The organism is Mesorhizobium kamtschaticum, from assembly GCF_056174585.1.
Map to the genome: position 1 here is coordinate 4,053,554 of NZ_CM149691.1, position 15,803 is coordinate 4,069,356.

At 63.4% G+C, this 15,803-nt stretch carries 12 protein-coding genes and 2 pseudogenes; 9 read left to right on the plus strand and 5 right to left on the minus strand.

The annotated features are described in order from the left end of the window. Positions 1–30: 30 nt before the first annotated feature. Positions 31–588: pseudogene (locus AC0V7N_RS20010) on the minus strand (GNAT family N-acetyltransferase); the annotation flags it as partial. Beyond that, the gene (serB, locus tag AC0V7N_RS20015; RefSeq protein ID WP_475450174.1) at positions 585–1,472 is read right to left on the minus strand and encodes a phosphoserine phosphatase SerB; all 888 of its coding nucleotides are present in this window, start codon (positions 1,470–1,472) and stop codon (positions 585–587) included. The gene serB and the pseudogene AC0V7N_RS20010, both read right to left, overlap by 4 nt. On the opposite strand from serB, the gene miaA reads away from it, so the two are divergent. Together miaA and AC0V7N_RS20025 are read left to right on the plus strand one after the other, a co-directional pair. Beyond that, the gene (miaA, locus tag AC0V7N_RS20020) at positions 1,462–2,427 is read left to right on the plus strand and encodes a tRNA (adenosine(37)-N6)-dimethylallyltransferase MiaA (protein WP_475460407.1); all 966 of its coding nucleotides are present in this window, start codon (positions 1,462–1,464) and stop codon (positions 2,425–2,427) included. The genes serB and miaA overlap by 11 nt on opposite strands. Before the next feature lie 105 nt (positions 2,428–2,532). Next, positions 2,533–3,323 (plus strand): annotated as a pseudogene (locus tag AC0V7N_RS20025) (GGDEF domain-containing protein). 227 nt (positions 3,324–3,550) lie between these two features. Here the strand turns inward: AC0V7N_RS20025 and AC0V7N_RS20030 are convergent. After that, positions 3,551–5,380: an ATP-binding protein gene (locus AC0V7N_RS20030; RefSeq protein ID WP_475450175.1), complete on the minus strand. Its 1,830-nt coding sequence runs from the start codon at positions 5,378–5,380 to the stop codon at positions 3,551–3,553. Between the two features lie 153 nt (positions 5,381–5,533). On the opposite strand from AC0V7N_RS20030, the gene AC0V7N_RS20035 reads away from it, so the two are divergent. The 3 genes from AC0V7N_RS20035 to AC0V7N_RS20045 are packed head-to-tail and all read left to right on the plus strand — an operon-like array spanning position 5,534 to position 6,982. Beyond that, positions 5,534–6,097, plus strand: a complete 564-nt coding sequence (locus AC0V7N_RS20035) for a helix-turn-helix domain-containing protein (RefSeq protein WP_475450176.1) — start codon at positions 5,534–5,536, stop codon at positions 6,095–6,097. 4 nt (positions 6,098–6,101) lie between these two features. Then, entirely contained in the window at positions 6,102–6,410 is a 309-nt protein-coding gene (locus tag AC0V7N_RS20040; RefSeq protein WP_095202239.1) for a hypothetical protein, read from the plus strand. Between the two features lie 41 nt (positions 6,411–6,451). Next, on the plus strand, positions 6,452–6,982 hold the full coding sequence (locus tag AC0V7N_RS20045; RefSeq protein ID WP_475450177.1) for a GNAT family N-acetyltransferase: 531 nt from the start codon (positions 6,452–6,454) through the stop codon (positions 6,980–6,982). Positions 6,983–6,992: 10 nt separating this feature from the next. On the opposite strand, the gene AC0V7N_RS20050 is transcribed toward AC0V7N_RS20045, so the two are convergent. Then, on the minus strand, positions 6,993–7,880 hold the full coding sequence (locus tag AC0V7N_RS20050) for a LysR family transcriptional regulator (protein WP_475450178.1): 888 nt from the start codon (positions 7,878–7,880) through the stop codon (positions 6,993–6,995). Between the two features lie 122 nt (positions 7,881–8,002). Between AC0V7N_RS20050 and tmpA the strand changes: the two genes are divergently transcribed. From tmpA to AC0V7N_RS20065, 3 genes are all read left to right on the plus strand, one after another. Then, positions 8,003–9,154, plus strand: a complete 1,152-nt coding sequence (gene tmpA, locus AC0V7N_RS20055; RefSeq protein ID WP_475450179.1) for a 2-trimethylaminoethylphosphonate dioxygenase — start codon at positions 8,003–8,005, stop codon at positions 9,152–9,154. Next, complete coding sequence (tmpB, locus tag AC0V7N_RS20060) at positions 9,151–9,735, plus strand: (R)-1-hydroxy-2-trimethylaminoethylphosphonate oxygenase (protein ID WP_475450180.1); 585 nt, start codon at positions 9,151–9,153, stop codon at positions 9,733–9,735. The genes tmpA and tmpB overlap by 4 nt, the downstream gene beginning before the upstream one ends. A gap of 716 nt (positions 9,736–10,451) precedes the next feature. Further along, complete coding sequence (locus AC0V7N_RS20065; protein WP_475450181.1) at positions 10,452–11,609, plus strand: PcfJ domain-containing protein; 1,158 nt, start codon at positions 10,452–10,454, stop codon at positions 11,607–11,609. Between the two features lie 64 nt (positions 11,610–11,673). Here AC0V7N_RS20065 and AC0V7N_RS20070 read toward each other — a convergent pair whose 3' ends face one another. Continuing rightward, positions 11,674–13,476 carry an NAD(P)-binding domain-containing protein gene (locus AC0V7N_RS20070; protein ID WP_475450182.1) on the minus strand — a complete coding sequence of 601 codons (1,803 nt, stop codon included), beginning with the start codon at positions 13,474–13,476 and terminating at the stop codon, positions 11,674–11,676. 510 nt (positions 13,477–13,986) lie between these two features. Here AC0V7N_RS20070 and AC0V7N_RS20075 point away from each other — a divergent pair. Beyond that, positions 13,987–15,768 (plus strand): acetolactate synthase 3 large subunit, encoded by a 1,782-nt coding sequence (locus AC0V7N_RS20075; protein WP_475450183.1) that lies wholly within the window; start codon positions 13,987–13,989, stop codon positions 15,766–15,768. The last annotated feature ends 35 nt before the right edge of the window (positions 15,769–15,803 follow it).

A 15,803-nucleotide genomic window follows, 5' to 3' on the forward strand; every position in this document is an offset into this window, starting at 1 on the left:
CAAATAAAAAGGGCGGCTAGCGAGCCGCCCTTTTCTTGCGCGCCAATCCGTTGCCGCGAGCCTGTAGAACACATGCCGCTTGAGGGCGGGGTGGCTGTCGGGAATGTCTGGATGATCGAAATTGGCCGACGGATCGGTGGTCATGCCGAGGCGTTCCATGACGGCGGTGGAGCGGTGGTTGTCCGCGACTGCCAGGCAGACGATCTCGCCAAGCCCAAGCGCGTCGAAGCCGTAGGCCAGCCATGCCTCGGCGGCCTCGGTGACATATCCCTTGCCCCAGAATTCGGGCGCCAGTCGCCAGCCGATCTCGATGGCGCCGGCCGGCAGGAACGGCAGATCATCGGTTGCGGTGATGCCGACAAAGCCGACGCATTGGCCTGATGCGATGATCTCGGCCGCGGCGAAACCGTAGCCATCTCGTTCGATGTCGACCCGAAATTCGTCCATCTTGGCGTCGGCTGCCGCGCGGTTGCGGCGAAACGGGAAGAATTCCATGACGCGCTCATCGGAGTTGATGCGATGGAAAAGTTCGCGGTCGCGCTCTTCCCAATTGCGCAGGATGAGCCGCTCGGTGCGCATGGGTTTCATTGGACGAATTCTTCCTGGCGATAGCCCTGCAAATAAAGCAATGCCGTCAGGTCGCCATGGTCGATACGGACCTTGGCCTGCGCCGCCACTGTCGGCTTGGCGTGAAGCGCGACACCGGTACCGGCGAGGCGGATCATGTCGAGATCGTTCGCGCCGTCGCCGACGGCGATGGCATCGGCCGGCGTCAATCCAAGACGCGCCGAAATTTCGAGCAGCGCGTCGGCCTTGGCGGCGCGGCCGAGGATCGGTTCGCCGACCAGGCCGGTGAAGCGTCCGTCCTGTTCGAGCAAGCGATTGGCGCGGTTTTCCTGAAAACCGAGCATGGCCGCGATGCGCGTCGTGAACACCTCGAAGCCGCCCGAGACCAGTGCCGTCCAGGCGCCGTTGGCGCGCATGGTCTGGACCAGCGTGCGGCCGCCCGAGGCCAGCGTCAGCCGATTGGCGACGATGCGGTCGACGACGGCGGCATCGAGTCCCTTCAGCAGCGCGACGCGCTCACGCAGCGCCGGCTCGAAGGCGATCTCGCCATTCATCGACCGCGCGGTAATAGTGGCGACGCGATCCTTGACGCCGATCTCGTCGGCCAGTTCGTCGATGCATTCCTGATCGATCATGGTCGAATCCATGTCGGCGATGAGGATCTTCTTGCGCCGCGTTTCGGCCTGCTGGACGATCACATCGACCGGTTCCGCGGCCAGCGCGGCGCGCAAGGCAGCGGTGATATCGGCGGCGTCAGCCTCTTGCGGTAAGGCAAGATCGCAGGCAATGCCTTCGGCCAGCCAGACGACAGTGCTTGCGCCCACCGACCGTGAGGCCATATTCGCAAGCGACGGCGACAGAGCGCGGTCGGCGGGACGGGAAACAAGCGTGGCAATGAGCGGCATGGAGAATTCCGGCGCGGATGCGGGCGAAGGCCGCGTGAAGAACGCGATCCTGATAGCCGGGCCGACCGCCAGCGGCAAGTCGGCATTGGCGCTCGAGCTGGCCGAACGCGCGGGCGGCGTCATCGTCAACACCGATTCCATGCAAGGCTATTCGGTGCTCGACGTGCTGACGGCCCGGCCGGAGGCGGCCGACCTCGCACGCGTGCCGCATTTTCTCTACGGCCACGTCCATCCCGGTACAGCCTATTCGACGGGTGCTTGGCTGCGCGATGTGATGAAGCTCATCGACGACGGCATGCTGTCGCGGCGGCCGGTTTTCGTCGGCGGCACCGGCCTCTACTTTCGCGCGCTGGCCGAGGGTATTTCGGAAATGCCCGACATTCCGTCGCGCATCCGCGACCGCTGGCGCTACGAGTTGAAGGAGCAAGGCGCGGTCAAGCTGCACAGCCTGCTGCTGCGCGAGGATTCGAGAGCCGCCATGCAGCTCAAGCCAACCGACAGTCAGCGCGTCGTGCGGGCGCTCGAAGTACTCGACGCCTCCGGCCGGTCGATCCTGGATTGGCAGGCAGAGCGCGGCCGGCCGCTCATCGACAGGCAGACGGCGCGTTTCCTGGTTATTGAGCCGGACCGGGCCGCGCTGGTTGACCGCATCGAAAGGCGTTTCGACCAGATGCTCGACAAGGGTGCGCTGGAGGAAGTCAGGCAACTAGCGGCCCTTGGCCTCGATCCCGACCTGCCGGCGATGAAGGCGATCGGCGTTCGTGACCTGCAGGCCGCGATGGCCGGACTAACCAGTTTTCCCGAGGCGATCGAGCGCGCCAAGATCGCAACCCGGCAATACGCCAAGCGGCAGGCGACCTGGTTTCGGCATCAGCTGGGGCCGGAATGGCGGAGATTGCGCCCCGGTGACGATCTCGAAACCACGATCCAAACACTTGTTGCTAATGCAACTTAAAAAGTTGACCCTGAGGGAAGGGTTCCCGCCGAAGTTGTCGGAATTAACGCTCCGTAAGGCGGGGCGTGCCATAAGGTCGATGGGCACTTTTGCATTGGGGAGCAGATGCGTTTCCATAAGGCGGAATCCGCATTTTTCGTCTTTATTTTCGTGATCCTCGCCGCTGGCCTGGTGACGCTGCACGCCTATGGACTCTGCAATCCTTCGCCACGGAACTCCATACGCAGTCGGGCCTGGACAAGGTCATTTACCTCAACAAGCTGTTGTTCGCGACGGGCGTGCTGCTTGCGACCGCGCTGTTTTTCGGCATCTTCTTCATCTACCCGCTGATCCGCAAACAGGCGACGGAAGAAGGCAAGCTGCGCGCCATGACGGTTTCGCTCAGCGCCCGCTCCGAAACGCTCGAGCACGCCGCGCTGACCGACGGTCTGACCGGCATGCAGAACCGACGCTATTTCGACGATGCGCTGAAGGAATATCTCGAGGAGTTCCGACGCATCGAAAAGCCGGTCGGGCTGATGATCCTCGATCTCGACCATTTCAAGCAGGTCAACGACACCCATGGGCATGATGTCGGCGACGAGGTGCTCAAGGCAGTCGCCAGTTGCCTCAAGGACATGACACGGTTCCATGATGTGGTGGCGCGGCTGGGCGGCGAGGAGTTTGCCGTCGTCACGCCCAACATGGAGGCGGAACTGCTGGCCAAATTCGCCGAGCGCATCCGCAAGGCAATCGCCAACATGTCGATCCTTTCGGGCAATGTGCGGCTCAAGATCACCACCAGCGTCGGCCTTGCCGTCTGGGACCGCAAGGAAACGGCCGAGGAGTTCTATCGCCGCGCCGACCGCCAACTCTACGAAGCCAAACGGCAGGGCCGCAACCGCGTCTGCGCCTAAAATCCCATCACTGAATTCGTGAGGCCGGCCGTCTGCTGCTGTTTTCTGCGCTTCCGGTGCTCACGGACTCAATGTCCGCTCCGCTCCGGTTCTCGAAAACAGCACCAGGCGACTCAGCCTGACGAATTCCCTGACGGGATTTATCCAGGCTGGCCAGCGAAGACAGGGACAGAGTCCGCTTGTGCGGAATTTTCAGAAGTGTCGGCAGGTGGACGTAGCGCCCAGGTTCAGTCGTTCTGAGGGCGCAGGCCGAAGGTGGCGGGCTTGAGGCCGTAGCGCATGTCGAAATCGTCGTCCGATGGCGCGCGAGTGGCCGGCGGCTTGCGGTAGTCGGGGTCGCCGGCCTGCCGGCTGGAGTCGACCACTTCGGCGAAGGCCATCGCCTGCGGCGTCGGTTTCGGCACGTTACGAAGCCGCTCGACGATCGCCACCAGGTCGACATCATCGCCTTTCGACGAAATGGCTTCTTCGCGCTTGGACGTGCCAGGAAGCAAGTGACTGGGCAATCTTTCGAATTTCAGCCGCATAGTCGTCGCCACGCCTTCGCCGAAGGCAATGGCTTCGCGCTGACCCATGGACGACAGGAAGGCAAGCGTCGAGGCGGACGAGTCGGCGATGGCCGAACGGATGATCGCCTGGTCCTGCTCGTTAGCGAGCCGCATGGCAAAGAAAGTCGAGCATTGCGACAGGATGGTCGGGTCAAGCTCGCCCGGGCGCTGGGTGACGACGCCGAGATAGCAGCCATATTTGCGGCCTTCCTTGGCGATGCGCGACAGTGCGTGCCTTGTCGGCGCGAAGCCGAGGCGCGGATCAGCCGGCATGTAACGATGCGCTTCCTCGCACAGCAGCAAGAGTTGCAGCTTGCCCTCGCTCCACAGAGCGAGATCGAAGGCCAGGCGCGCCAGCACCGAACAGACGGAATTGACCACCTCGGAGGGCATGCCGGCCATCTCGAAGCAGGTCACCGGGCGGCCGTGATGCGGCACGCGAAAAATGTTGCCGATCGTCTCGTGGATGGTGTCCTCGATCAGGCGCGAATTGAACATGAAGCGGTAGCGCGGATCGGCGGCGGCCGATTCGATGCGCGTCTTCAGCGATTTGAGCGTCGGGCGCTCGTTCTTGCTTTCGAGCATGCCCATGCGCTCATCGATCTGCTTGAGCAGGTCGGCGACGCGGTAAGGCACCGGCGTATCGGCGGTCAGCGCATCGCTGCCGCGCCTGAGATAGGCGCCTGAATTCGGGTTGCGGTAGAGGTTCTTGGCGAGCGGAATGAGATCGCGCAGAGCGTCGATCTCTTCCGCGTCGGTCTCACGACCGCGAAACAGCACCTCGGCGAATTCCTCGAGCTTGAACATCCAGAACGGCAGGTCGAGCGTCTTGGAATCGACCTTGACGCAATATTCAGGCAACGAACTCGCAAATTCATTGTGCGGGTCGAGGATCAGGATGCGCAAATCGGGGCGTGCCTCGATCGACTTGCGCAGCAGCAGCGAGACGGCCGTGGATTTGCCGACGCCGGTGGTGCCGACAACGGCGAAATGGCGCGCCAGCGTGTCGTCGATGGCGATGTTGGCGGCGATCGTCTCGTCCTGCGCCAGCGAGCCGATGGTAATGGAATGGCGGCCGGCGAGATCATAGACCGCCTGCAGGTCGCGGGTGCGGATGCGGTGCGCAACAGCACCAATATGCGGATAGGCGGTGATACCGCGATCGAAGATCGGCTTGGCGCCCGGCTCAGTGCCGTCGCGCACCTCACCGATCAGTTCGATGCTGACCTCGATGGGGTTCTGGCCCTCATTGCTCCAGGCGCGGTTCGATTTGCCGATCGCGTAAACGAGACCCACGGTTCGCGTCGTGCCCAGATTGATCGAGATCATCTTGCCGACCGTCCACAAGCCGGTCACGGACCCATCGATGTCATCGGCATAGGCGGCGATGGTGGCGCGGGCGCCGTCGCATTGCACGACATTGCCCAGGATGCGCCGGTCGTTCTGCTCCGCGTCGCGGCGCTCCTGCGATGTCGGTTCTCCGACGGAAGCTTCGCGTTCGACATACATGGACAGACCAATCCCATTTCCCTTGAGATCGGACCCTACCGGAATGGGGTTAAGGTCGGATGAGGTCGGATGGTGTAGAGAGGATTAAGCTCTTGGCGAAAATTGTCGCTAAATGGCTCTTCTCCAACGCTCGCCTTTCGCTATAATGGACAAATGGATGATATAGCGAACGATATTTCCTCGACCATCGGTAGACGGATCCACGCCGAAAGGGCGATGCGGGATTGGTCGCTGGCCGAGCTCGCCGAGCGGTCCGGCGTTTCCAAGGCGATGCTGAGCACGATCGAGCGCGGCATGACCAGCCCGACGGCGGCCCTTCTGGTGCGTATCGCGGCGGCCTTCGGCATGACGCTGTCGACCCTCATCGCGCGAGCGGAATTGCAAGGCGGCGGGCTGCTGCGGGAGGCCGACCAACCGGTGTGGCGCGATCCCGATACAGGCTATATCAGGCGGCATCTGTCACCGGCCGGCGACATGCCGCTCGAATTGATCAAGGTGCACCTGCCGGCGGGCGCCAGGGTCAGCCTGCCGGCGGCCTCCTATGCCTTCATCAAGCAGCAGATCTGGCTGATTTCCGGGCGGCTCGACTTCACCGAGGGCGATGTGGTGCACAGGTTGGGGCCCGGCGACTGCCTGGCGCTCGGCGCGCCGTCGGACTGCACCTTTCACGCCCCGGAGGCGGGCGCCGACTATCTCGTCGCGCTGGTCAGAGGCTGAGATCATGGCGAGACGGCCAAAACGCTCCCACAATGGGGGGCCGCCTCTTGACGAGTACAAGGGACCGCCCTGGGGCAAGGGCGACCCTTACATCTTCCTGGCCTGGCAGGCCGCTCACGCCAAGGCGTGGAAGGCGCCAAGCCGCGAAGTCATGCTGATGCGCATGGACAAGGCCGAGCGGCTGGGCCTGACCTATGAGGAATACACGCTCGAGATACTAGAGCGCGGGCGGCATCTCAGGGAAGAGGACACCGAGCGCATCAGCGCCATCAAGGCAGCGCGCAAGCGGCGGCGCGTGCGCCATCTCGACTGACGCCGGCATCGAACCCATTCATCGTTTCCAGAGGACTGGCCATGAATTCCATCGAGATCGGGGCGCTCGGCGCAAATACGGAAACGCTGGCAATGCTGGCTGATCTGCTGGTCGAAACGGTTGCCGCCGGCGGCTCCGTCAGCTTCATGCATCCGCTGGCGCCGGAAGCTGCAAGCGCATTCTGGAAGAAGTCGCTGGCAGCAGCGGCGAGAGGGGAACGGGTGGTGCTCGGCGCCTGGGACGGTAAGGTCCTTGTCGGTACTGTCACGCTGCTGCTCGACTTCCCAGTCAACCAGCCGCACCGGGCCGAGATCGCCAAGTTGATGACACGCCTCGACCACCGGGCCAGGGGCGTCGGAACGCGCCTGATGCGGGCCGCCGAGCGTCTCGCCGTCGAGATGGGGCGCACCCTGTTGGTCCTGGACACGGCGACGGAGGAGGGCGCTTCGGGCCTCTACGAAAAACTCGGTTTCACCTTGGCCGGCGAAATACCGGACTATGCGCTGAAGCCGCATGGCGGGCTGACCGGCACGCTGATCTACTGGAAGCGCATCGGCGCCACATCGCGATAGCCCGCGCCGGTCAGCCCGAGGGCTTCCTGGTGAGGTGCTTCAGCAGCCACTGGCTGAAATCCTGCTCGGCACCGGTCAGGCGCGCGGTCGACGCCCTGGTCAGGAAATGGCCCGATGTGCTCGCGAGCTCGAAATCGGAAAGCGGCACCAGGCTCCCGCTGTTGAGTGCTGCGTCGACAAGCGGGCGCGACCCCAGAAGCACGCCGGCCCCGGCACTCGCTGCTTGCATCGCGGCGACGAAACTGTCGAAACGGTGTGACCGTTGGGGGTGGCCGGCCAGTCCGGCGGCCGCGAACCACTCCGACCACATTTCGCGCGCACCGGCGACCAGAAGCAGCGGCAGGATTGTCCAATCGGCAGCACCGGCCAGGGCCGGGCTTGCCACCGGCACAAGCCGCTCGGCGGTCAGCCTGTCGCCCTCGCGTCCGGGAAAAGACCCGTTGCCGAAGCGGATGTCGAGCGCCGAGCCCGGCAGGTCGTAGTCGGTCGGGCGGTGAATCGTCACCAGATCGAGCTGGATGCGCGGCAGCGCCTCGGCCAGATCGGGCAGCGCCGGGACCAGGATCAGCAAGGCGAAGGAAATCGGCACCCGGATCGAGACGGTCTGGACGGCGCGCGGCTCGAACAGCTCCGTTGTGCTGCTGCCGATGGTGGCGAAGGCCGACTGGATGTGGGGCAGGTAGGCAGCACCCTCCGGCGACAGCGCGACGCCCCGCGCCAGTCGCAAGAACAGACGCGTTTTCAACCGGTCCTCGAGCAGCCTGATATGCTGGCTGACGGCCGCTTGTGTGAGGCCGAGTTCGGCTGCTGCCGCCGTGAAATTCGACAGTCGCGCCGCCGCCTCGAAACTGCGCAGCCAGTCGAGGGGAGGCAAGGCCGGGATGGTTCTTTGAGCCATTAGTTATTTGATGCCATTGGCCAAAAAATGATAATTTGAGTTATGCCTTTCGCGCGGCCAACATGCAATCGAAACCCTGCGGATCGGGCCGCAGGCTGCAACGGACAGGAACGGCATCTCCCATGCTCACCCACGCGCTGGTTGGCGACGAAGGCAAAACAATCGAACTTGGCTGGCAGGACGGGAGGCGCACCCGCTTTCACGCCATGTGGCTGCGCGATAATGCGCTGGACGACAAGACGCGCAGCGCCGGCAACGGCCAGCGCCTCATCACCATCCTCGACATTCCGGCCGAGACGAGAATTGGCGCGGCTGCGATCAAGGGCGGCGCGCTGGAAGTCAGCTTCGTGCCGGAAGGAAAAACGGTCAGCTTTCCCGCGCAATGGCTGAGCGCCAACGCCTATGATCGTGACGAGCGCCGCCAGCCCGGCTGGACGGGCGATGCCATCCAGCGCTGGACCAAGGCGACGATGCAGAATTCGGTGCCGCGCGCCAGCTACGCGGCGGCCGTTCACGGCCGCAGCGTCTTGCGCGAATGGCTTTCGGCGGTGAGGACCTATGGCTTTGCGGTGATGGACGGCCTGCCGGCTGAATCCGGTTCGCTGTGCAAGGTCTCCGACCTGTTCGGTTATATCAGGGAGACCAATTACGGGCGCTGGTTCGAAGTGCGCGCCGAGGTCAACCCGAACAATCTCGCCTACACCAATCTCGGCCTCCAGGCGCACACCGACAATCCCTATCGCGATCCGGTGCCGACGCTGCAGATCCTGTCCTGCATCGAGAACACGGTGGAAGGCGGCGAATCCAGCGTCGTCGACGGTTTTGCCGTCGCGGCCGCGCTGCAGGCCGAAAATCCCGAAGGTTTCCGACTGTTGAGTTCCTGTCCGGCGCGTTTCGAATATGCCGGCTCGTCCGGCGTGCGGCTGCAGGCGAAGCGGCCGATGATCGAACTCGGGCCGGATGGCGAGCTGATCTGCATCCGCTTCAACAACCGCTCGCTGGCGCCTGTCGTCGACGTGCCGTTCGCCGATATGGATGGCTACTATGCCGCCTATCGCCGGTTCGCCCAGCTGATCGAGGATCCGTCCTTCGAGGTGACGTTCAAGCTGGAAGCGGGCCAGGCGTTCATCGTCGACAACACCCGCGTCATGCATGCCCGCAAGGCGTTTTCGGGCACCGGCAAGCGCTGGCTGCAGGGCTGCTACGCCGACAAGGACGGTCTGTTGTCGACGCTCGCCGCGATCGAACACAGCTTCAAGGAGGCCGCGGAATGAGCGGCCAGGATTTGAACGCTGACACCATCGTCGAGTTCATCGCCGACATCTTTGAGCGCCGGGGTGCCGAATCCTATCTCGGCGAACCTGTCACCATGTCGGAGCACATGCTGCAGGGCGCCTGGTTTGCCGAGCAGGACGGCGCGCCGGAAGCGCTGGTGGCAGCGGCCCTGCTGCATGACATCGGCCACTACACCAGCGAGTTCGGCACCTATTCGCCCGAGGATGTCGAGGACAAACATCATGACGAGGCCGGCGGCGAGGTGCTGGCGCCGTTCTTCCCGCCGGTCATCGTCGAGTGCGTGAGGCTGCACGTCGCGGCCAAGCGCTATCTCTGCGCCACCGACCCGACCTATTTCGGCAGGCTTTCGCAGGCCTCTGTCCATACGCTGTCGCTGCAGGGCGGGCCGATGAGCGCCGAGGAGGTGGCTGAGTTCCGCAAAAATCCTTTCCATGAGGAGGCGGTGCGGGTCCGCATGTGGGACGAAGCTGGCAAGATCGCCAACATGAAGACGCGGACGTTTCGCGACTACGTGCCGTTGCTGCGGCGCGTCGTGCGCGATTTCAGCAACCGTGCCTGATGCACCAAGCAGGAGGCGGCCCATGTGTTTCTGCTTCGACGGCGACAATGCGGTGGCTGCATTCCGGCCGGAGAGCTGCCGCGAGCGCTTGCCTGACGCAAGCGCTCGCGCCGAACGGTTGGCCACTTCCCAAAGTGCGCCAAACCAGCTCGGCGCGGTTGGTTCGTCCGGGCCTGCCGATGCTGGCCAAGTGCACCATATTGCTGTCGGGATGGTTCCGGGGTATTAGCCACGCCCGACATGCGGCCCTCTTCATCCGCCGCATCCCGTATCGATCACGCTTTTGAAGGAGGCACGATGAGATCTTGTTCACGCATTTCGCGCCTCCACGGCGGTCGGACGGGCTGATCCGCGCCACAGCGGATTCCATTTCCTGACGATCCGACGACCGCCAAGCGGTGCGGTGCAGCGTTCATTGTCCGCAACGGCTTCGAAGCCGCTTATGTCACTGATGCGGTGGAGCCGACAAGCTCCCGGCCGACGATCACGGCTGCCCGAAGCCCTGAGATGCGCCTTTGCAACACTCCCTCAGGCCCTTGTAAACATTGAAGGAATGTCTCTTGCTCCAAACTATTTGTGAGCCTAGAGAGCCCGCCCATTCCAACCCGTCATCCCAGAGGAGACCTGTCAAATGTCACGCCAACCCAGATCGACACATTCCGTGCCGGCGCTGGAATTGCGTGCGGCTGACAGGGTTCCAATTGGGAAGAACGGCCATGGCCAGGTCCATGATCCAGCGCAGGCAGGACGCCGAGCGCCAACGCACTGAAGCATATCAAGCATCGCTGCGGCGGGTTTCCGCCATGGCGCGTCCCGCGCCGGATTTCGAGCGGGCGATCGAGGAAGCGCATCGCGGCTTCGGCATGGCGGTTCGTGGCCGCAGATCATGGCGTCCGAAGCTGAAGACGCGCGACCCCGCGCGTTTGCGGCTGGCGGCAGCGCGTCATCTCTTTGCCCTCTACCCGGTCCCGGCTGCGCTCGAAGCGATCTGGCTTGACAGTTCGGGGCTTGATGCCGGTGAGATCAAGCTGCGCAAGGCCTGGTATATCGCGACCGCGGGCGGCAACTCGCTCTACAAGGCGGGCGCCAATGCGTGGCTGTCGCGCAAGGAGGTGCACTGCTTCCTGAACGTGACCGGCGACTTTGCCTTCGACGAGGCGTTCTGGTTCGCGATCGCGCGGTCCTACACCGAGGATTGCGGGCTGGCTGCACGACTTGCGCGCACGAAAATCGCGCGCACGCCGCGTGGTGATCTGGCCTTCTGGCGCGAGGTGGCGCGTTTCTTCTGCGAGCATCCTGCCTCGAAGGAGAAGATCGACGATCTCAGCGACTATGTCGGCGCCATGCGTCGGCGCGACAAAGCGTACAGCCTGAAGGGCCGCACGCTTGCCTCGCTGAACCGGCAGATGTCGGATTGGCATCGCGACCTTGCCGCGATCGAACGCATCGAGGCAATGCGCCGGCGTGCCGCCGCGCGGGCTCGGCCTGCCGCCGGCGCACCGGCGCAGAACAATGCATGGGCCGGCTCGCGCCTGCAGGACTGGGAATGGTATCCGCCACCCAAGGCGGCGATGGCGCATGGCGAGTGGTTCTCCATCCGCCAGTTGAAGACGGCGGAGGACCTCGTTGCCGAGAGCCGGGCGATGCATCATTGCGTGTCGTCCTATGCGGCCAAATGCATCGCCGGCTACGCCTCGATCTGGGTGCTGCGGCGCAAGGCGCTCGGCAAGACCGAGCGGTTGCTGACGATCGAGCTCGATCCGCAGCACCAGGCGGTGCAGGTGCGCGGTTTCGGCAATCGTCTGGCTACGCCCGACGAGCGCAGGATTCTCGAGCGCTGGGCCAAGGCGAAGGGCGTGACGCTGAGGGACTGAAAGGAAAAAGCCCGCGCGGCGGAATGGCCGCGCGGGCTTCAAAAAGAGGGCGGTGTGCCGGACGCTATCCCTTGTGGTGCACCTGCTGCAGCCCGTAGACAGGGGTCGGCAGGCCTGCCTGCCTAGCCTTCAATTGCAGTGCCAGGAACTGCGAATAATGGCGTGACTGGTGCAGATTGCCGCCATGAAACCACAGGGCTTCCTGCTGCGTCGGCTTCCACATGTTGCGCAACTCGCCTTCCCAGGGGCCGGGATCCTTGGTGGTGTTCGAGCCGAGGCCCCAGCACTTGCCGACCTTGTCGGCGGTTTCGCGAGAGATCAGATCGGCGGCCCAGCCGTTCATCGAGCCATAGCCGGTGGCGTAGACGATGAGGTCCGCGGGCAGTTCCGATCCGTCGCTGAGCAGAACCGAATGCTGCTTGATCTCTTCGACGTCGACGCCGCTCTTCAGCTTGATCGAACCATCGATGATCAACTGGGAGGCGCCGACATCGATATAATAGCCGGAACCGCGCCTGAGGTATTTCATGAACAGGCCGGACTCGTCGTCGCCCCAGTCGAGCATGAAACCAGCCTTTTCCAGTCCCTTGTAGAACGCCGCGTCGCGTTTCTTCATCTCGGCATAGGCTGGGATCTGGAACTCGTGCAGGATCTTGTAGGGCAGCGAAGCAAAAATCAGATCGGCCTTGGCCGTGGTGACGCCCTTCTGCAGCGCCTGCTCCGAGTAGAGCGACCCCAGCCCGATTTCCATCAGCGTGTCGGATCTGGAGATATGGGTGCTCGATCGCTGCACCATGGTGACGTCGGCGCCGGCTTCCCAAAGCGCGGCGGCGATGTCGTGGGCGGAATTGTTGGAACCGATTACCACGGCCTTTTTGCCGGAATAGGCGTCGGGGCCGGGGTGCTTCGAGGAGTGGTGCTGGTCACCCTTGAAGCTTTCCATGCCCTTGAATTTCGGCAGATTGGCCTTGCCGGACTGTCCGGTCGCCAGCACCAATTGCTTGGGCTTCAGGGTGATGTCCTTGCCATCGCGATGAACGACGACGGTCCACTCCTTCTTCTTGTCGTCATAGGAAGCGCTCTTGGCCTCCGTCGACGACCAGTAGTTCAGCTCCATCACCTTGGTGTACATTTCCAGCCAGTCGCCGATCTTGTCCTTGGGCGAGAAGACCGGCCAATTCTTCGGGAAATCGATATAGGGCAGATGGTCGTACCAGACCGGATCGTGCAGGCAGAGCGACTTGTAGCGCTTGCGCCAGCTGTCGCCGGCCCGCTCGTTCTTCTCGACGATGATGGTCGGCACACCGAGTTGCCGCAGCCTTGCGCCGAGCGCAATGCCGCCCTGGCCGCCGCCGATGATGAGCGTGTCGGGCTGCGTCTTGAAGCCGAGTTCGGCGGCTTCCTTCTCGCGCTCTTCCTTCCATGTCGGACGGTTCTTGCCCGAGCCATGCTTGGCGCCCATGGGCCGAGCGAAGCCCGCCGGCTCCTCGTGGCCTTTCAATTCTGCCATGGTGGTCAGCAGCGTCCAGATCTTGCCGTCCTTCAGCCTGACATGGCCAAAGCCGCGCGCCAGTTCGGTCTCGAAACTGATCCAGCCCTCGATCAGCCCGCCGCTCTCGGTTGCGTCCTCGCCCTTGGCGAGCGTCCAATGTGACGGCTTTGTCTTCGACAACTGGCTTTTCAGCATGTCGCGGACCTGGTCCTTGCCTTCCATGGTCTTGATGTTCCAGGTGAAGGTGACGAGGTCGCGCCAGTAGCAGTCGTCCTGGAAACAACCGACCGCCTTGTCGATGTCATTGGCGGCCAGGGCGCCGCCGAATTGATCGAGCAGGTCGGACAGTTTCTTGTTTGGGGCCTTGTCGAGCATAAGTCTTCCTCCGTGAAATCCTGGCCGTCATGGTGGCTCCTCCCGAGCCGGACGATCAAGTATCGGCAGAGACAGCGGCCTTCGTCACGCCCCACCATAGTTTCGCGTGGCTTCAAGGGCTTATCCGGAAAACGCTGCTCCCGAACTGATCAGGGAGCGCCTTGCCGAGGGCGATGGAAGGGACGTTGCTGCTTGCGTTATGTCGGCACGATGTGGCGTCGGTCGCGAAATCGTGACGGCCATCTGTCGAATTGCGAAACACCTTCATCGCCGCCGCGATTTTTGCCGTTGACAGGCTGCCTTGCCCGCCCTTAGTGTCCGCGACCATGAAAAAGGCACTCATTCTCGTAGGAAGGCGCGTGGGCAAGGCGGTGTAACCGCCGGGCGAAAACCCCCCATGCGCAACACACAGGCTCCCTCGGGGGCCTTTTTTATTGCCTGAAACACGACTAAACGACCAACAACGCCCAAATGGCAACGCCCAAGGGGCGACAGTACGGGACCAGACCGATGAGCAACGGACAGAGTGAGCGGCGCGAAATGACCGGCGCCGAAATGGTGGTGCAGGCGCTGAAGGACAATGGCGTCAAGCATGTCTTTGGCTATCCGGGCGGCGCCGTCCTTCCGATCTATGACGAGATCTTCCAGCAGGACGAGGTCGAGCACATTCTGGTGCGCCACGAGCAGGGCGCGGGCCATGCGGCCGAGGGCTATGCACGCTCGACCGGCAAGGCCGGCGTCATGCTGGTGACCTCAGGCCCCGGCGCCACCAATGCGGTGACGCCGCTGCAGGACGCGCTGATGGATTCGATCCCGCTGGTCTGCCTGACCGGGCAGGTGCCGACCTCGCTGATTGGCTCCGACGCCTTCCAGGAGTGCGACACCGTCGGCATTACGCGCCCCTGCACCAAGCACAACTGGCTGGTGAAGGACGTCAACGAGCTCGCCGCGACCATCCACGAAGCCTTCCATGTCGCGACGACCGGCCGTCCCGGTCCGGTGGTGGTCGATATCCCCAAGGACGTGCAGTTCGCCAAGGGCTTCTACGTTCCGCCGCAGATTGCGCCGCGCACCAGCTACCAGCCCAAGGTCCAGGGTGACCTGGAGAAGATCAAGGCCGCGGTCGAGCTGATGGCGGGCGCCAAGAAGCCGATCATCTATTCGGGCGGCGGTGTGATCAATTCGGGCCCGGAAGCGAGCCATCTGCTGCGTGAACTGGTCGACCTCACCGGTTTCCCGATCACCTCGACGCTGATGGGCCTCGGCGCCTATCCGGCATCGGGCAAGAACTGGATGGGCATGCTGGGCATGCACGGCACCTATGAAGCCAACATGGCCATGCATGATTGCGACGTGATGATCTGCATCGGCGCGCGCTTCGACGACCGTATCACCGGCCGACTGACGGCGTTCTCGCCGAATTCGCGCAAGATCCACATCGATATCGATCCGTCGTCGATCAACAAGAACGTGCACACCGAAGTGCCGATCATCGGCGATGTCGGCCGCGTGCTGGAGGATATGGTGCGGCTGTGGCGCGCGAGCGCCAAGGCAGACAAGAAGGCGCTCTACCCCTGGTGGGAGCAGATCGCCAAGTGGCGCGGTCGCGATTCACTCGCCTACAAGATGAACCACGACGTGATCATGCCGCAATACGCCATCCAGCGGCTCTACGAACTGACCAAGGGCATGGACACCTACATCACCACCGAGGTCGGCCAGCACCAGATGTGGGCGGCGCAGCACTATCATTTCGAGAAGCCGAACCGCTGGATGACATCGGGCGGGCTGGGCACGATGGGCTACGGCCTGCCGGCGGCACTCGGCGTGCAGATCGCGCATCCCGACGCGCTGGTCATCGACATCGCCGGCGATGCCTCGGTGCAGATGACGATGCAGGAGATGAGTGCCGCGGTGCAGCACAATGCGCCGATCAAGATCTTCATCCTCAACAACCAGTATATGGGCATGGTGCGGCAGTGGCAGCAGCTGCTGCACGGCAACCGGCTGTCGCATTCCTACACCGAAGCGATGCCGGACTTCGTCAAGCTGGCCGAGGCCTATGGCGGCCACGGCATACGCTGCGAGAAGCCGGACGAGCTGGACGACGCCATCAAGGAGATGATCTCGGTCAGGAAGCCGGTGCTGTTCGATTGCCGCGTGGCGAACCTCGCCAATTGCTTCCCGATGATCCCGTCGGGCAAGGCGCATAACGAGATGCTGTTGCCGGACGAGGCAACCGACGAGGCGGTGGCGAATGCCATCGACGCCAAGGGCAGGGAACTGGTGTAGCCGACAGACCGAGGCAGGGCTGTCGCGAGAAGCCG

Excerpts from the sequence above, each read along its gene's own strand:
- AC0V7N_RS20030 (WP_475450175.1), bottom strand. The coding sequence starts at position 5,380 with ATGTATGTCGAACGCGAAGCTTCCGTCGGAGAACCGACATCGCAGGAG.
- AC0V7N_RS20075 (WP_475450183.1), top strand. The coding sequence starts at position 13,987 with ATGAGCAACGGACAGAGTGAGCGGCGCGAAATGACCGGCGCCGAAATG.
- tmpB (WP_475450180.1), top strand. The coding sequence starts at position 9,151 with ATGAGCGGCCAGGATTTGAACGCTGACACCATCGTCGAGTTCATCGCC.
- AC0V7N_RS20035 (WP_475450176.1), top strand. The coding sequence starts at position 5,534 with ATGGATGATATAGCGAACGATATTTCCTCGACCATCGGTAGACGGATC.
- miaA (WP_475460407.1), top strand. The coding sequence starts at position 1,462 with ATGAGCGGCATGGAGAATTCCGGCGCGGATGCGGGCGAAGGCCGCGTG.
- AC0V7N_RS20050 (WP_475450178.1), bottom strand. The coding sequence starts at position 7,880 with ATGGCTCAAAGAACCATCCCGGCCTTGCCTCCCCTCGACTGGCTGCGC.
- AC0V7N_RS20045 (WP_475450177.1), top strand. The coding sequence starts at position 6,452 with ATGAATTCCATCGAGATCGGGGCGCTCGGCGCAAATACGGAAACGCTG.
- AC0V7N_RS20065 (WP_475450181.1), top strand. The coding sequence starts at position 10,452 with ATGGCCAGGTCCATGATCCAGCGCAGGCAGGACGCCGAGCGCCAACGC.
- serB (WP_475450174.1), bottom strand. The coding sequence starts at position 1,472 with ATGCCGCTCATTGCCACGCTTGTTTCCCGTCCCGCCGACCGCGCTCTG.
- AC0V7N_RS20040 (WP_095202239.1), top strand. The coding sequence starts at position 6,102 with ATGGCGAGACGGCCAAAACGCTCCCACAATGGGGGGCCGCCTCTTGAC.
- AC0V7N_RS20070 (WP_475450182.1), bottom strand. The coding sequence starts at position 13,476 with ATGCTCGACAAGGCCCCAAACAAGAAACTGTCCGACCTGCTCGATCAA.
- tmpA (WP_475450179.1), top strand. The coding sequence starts at position 8,003 with ATGCTCACCCACGCGCTGGTTGGCGACGAAGGCAAAACAATCGAACTT.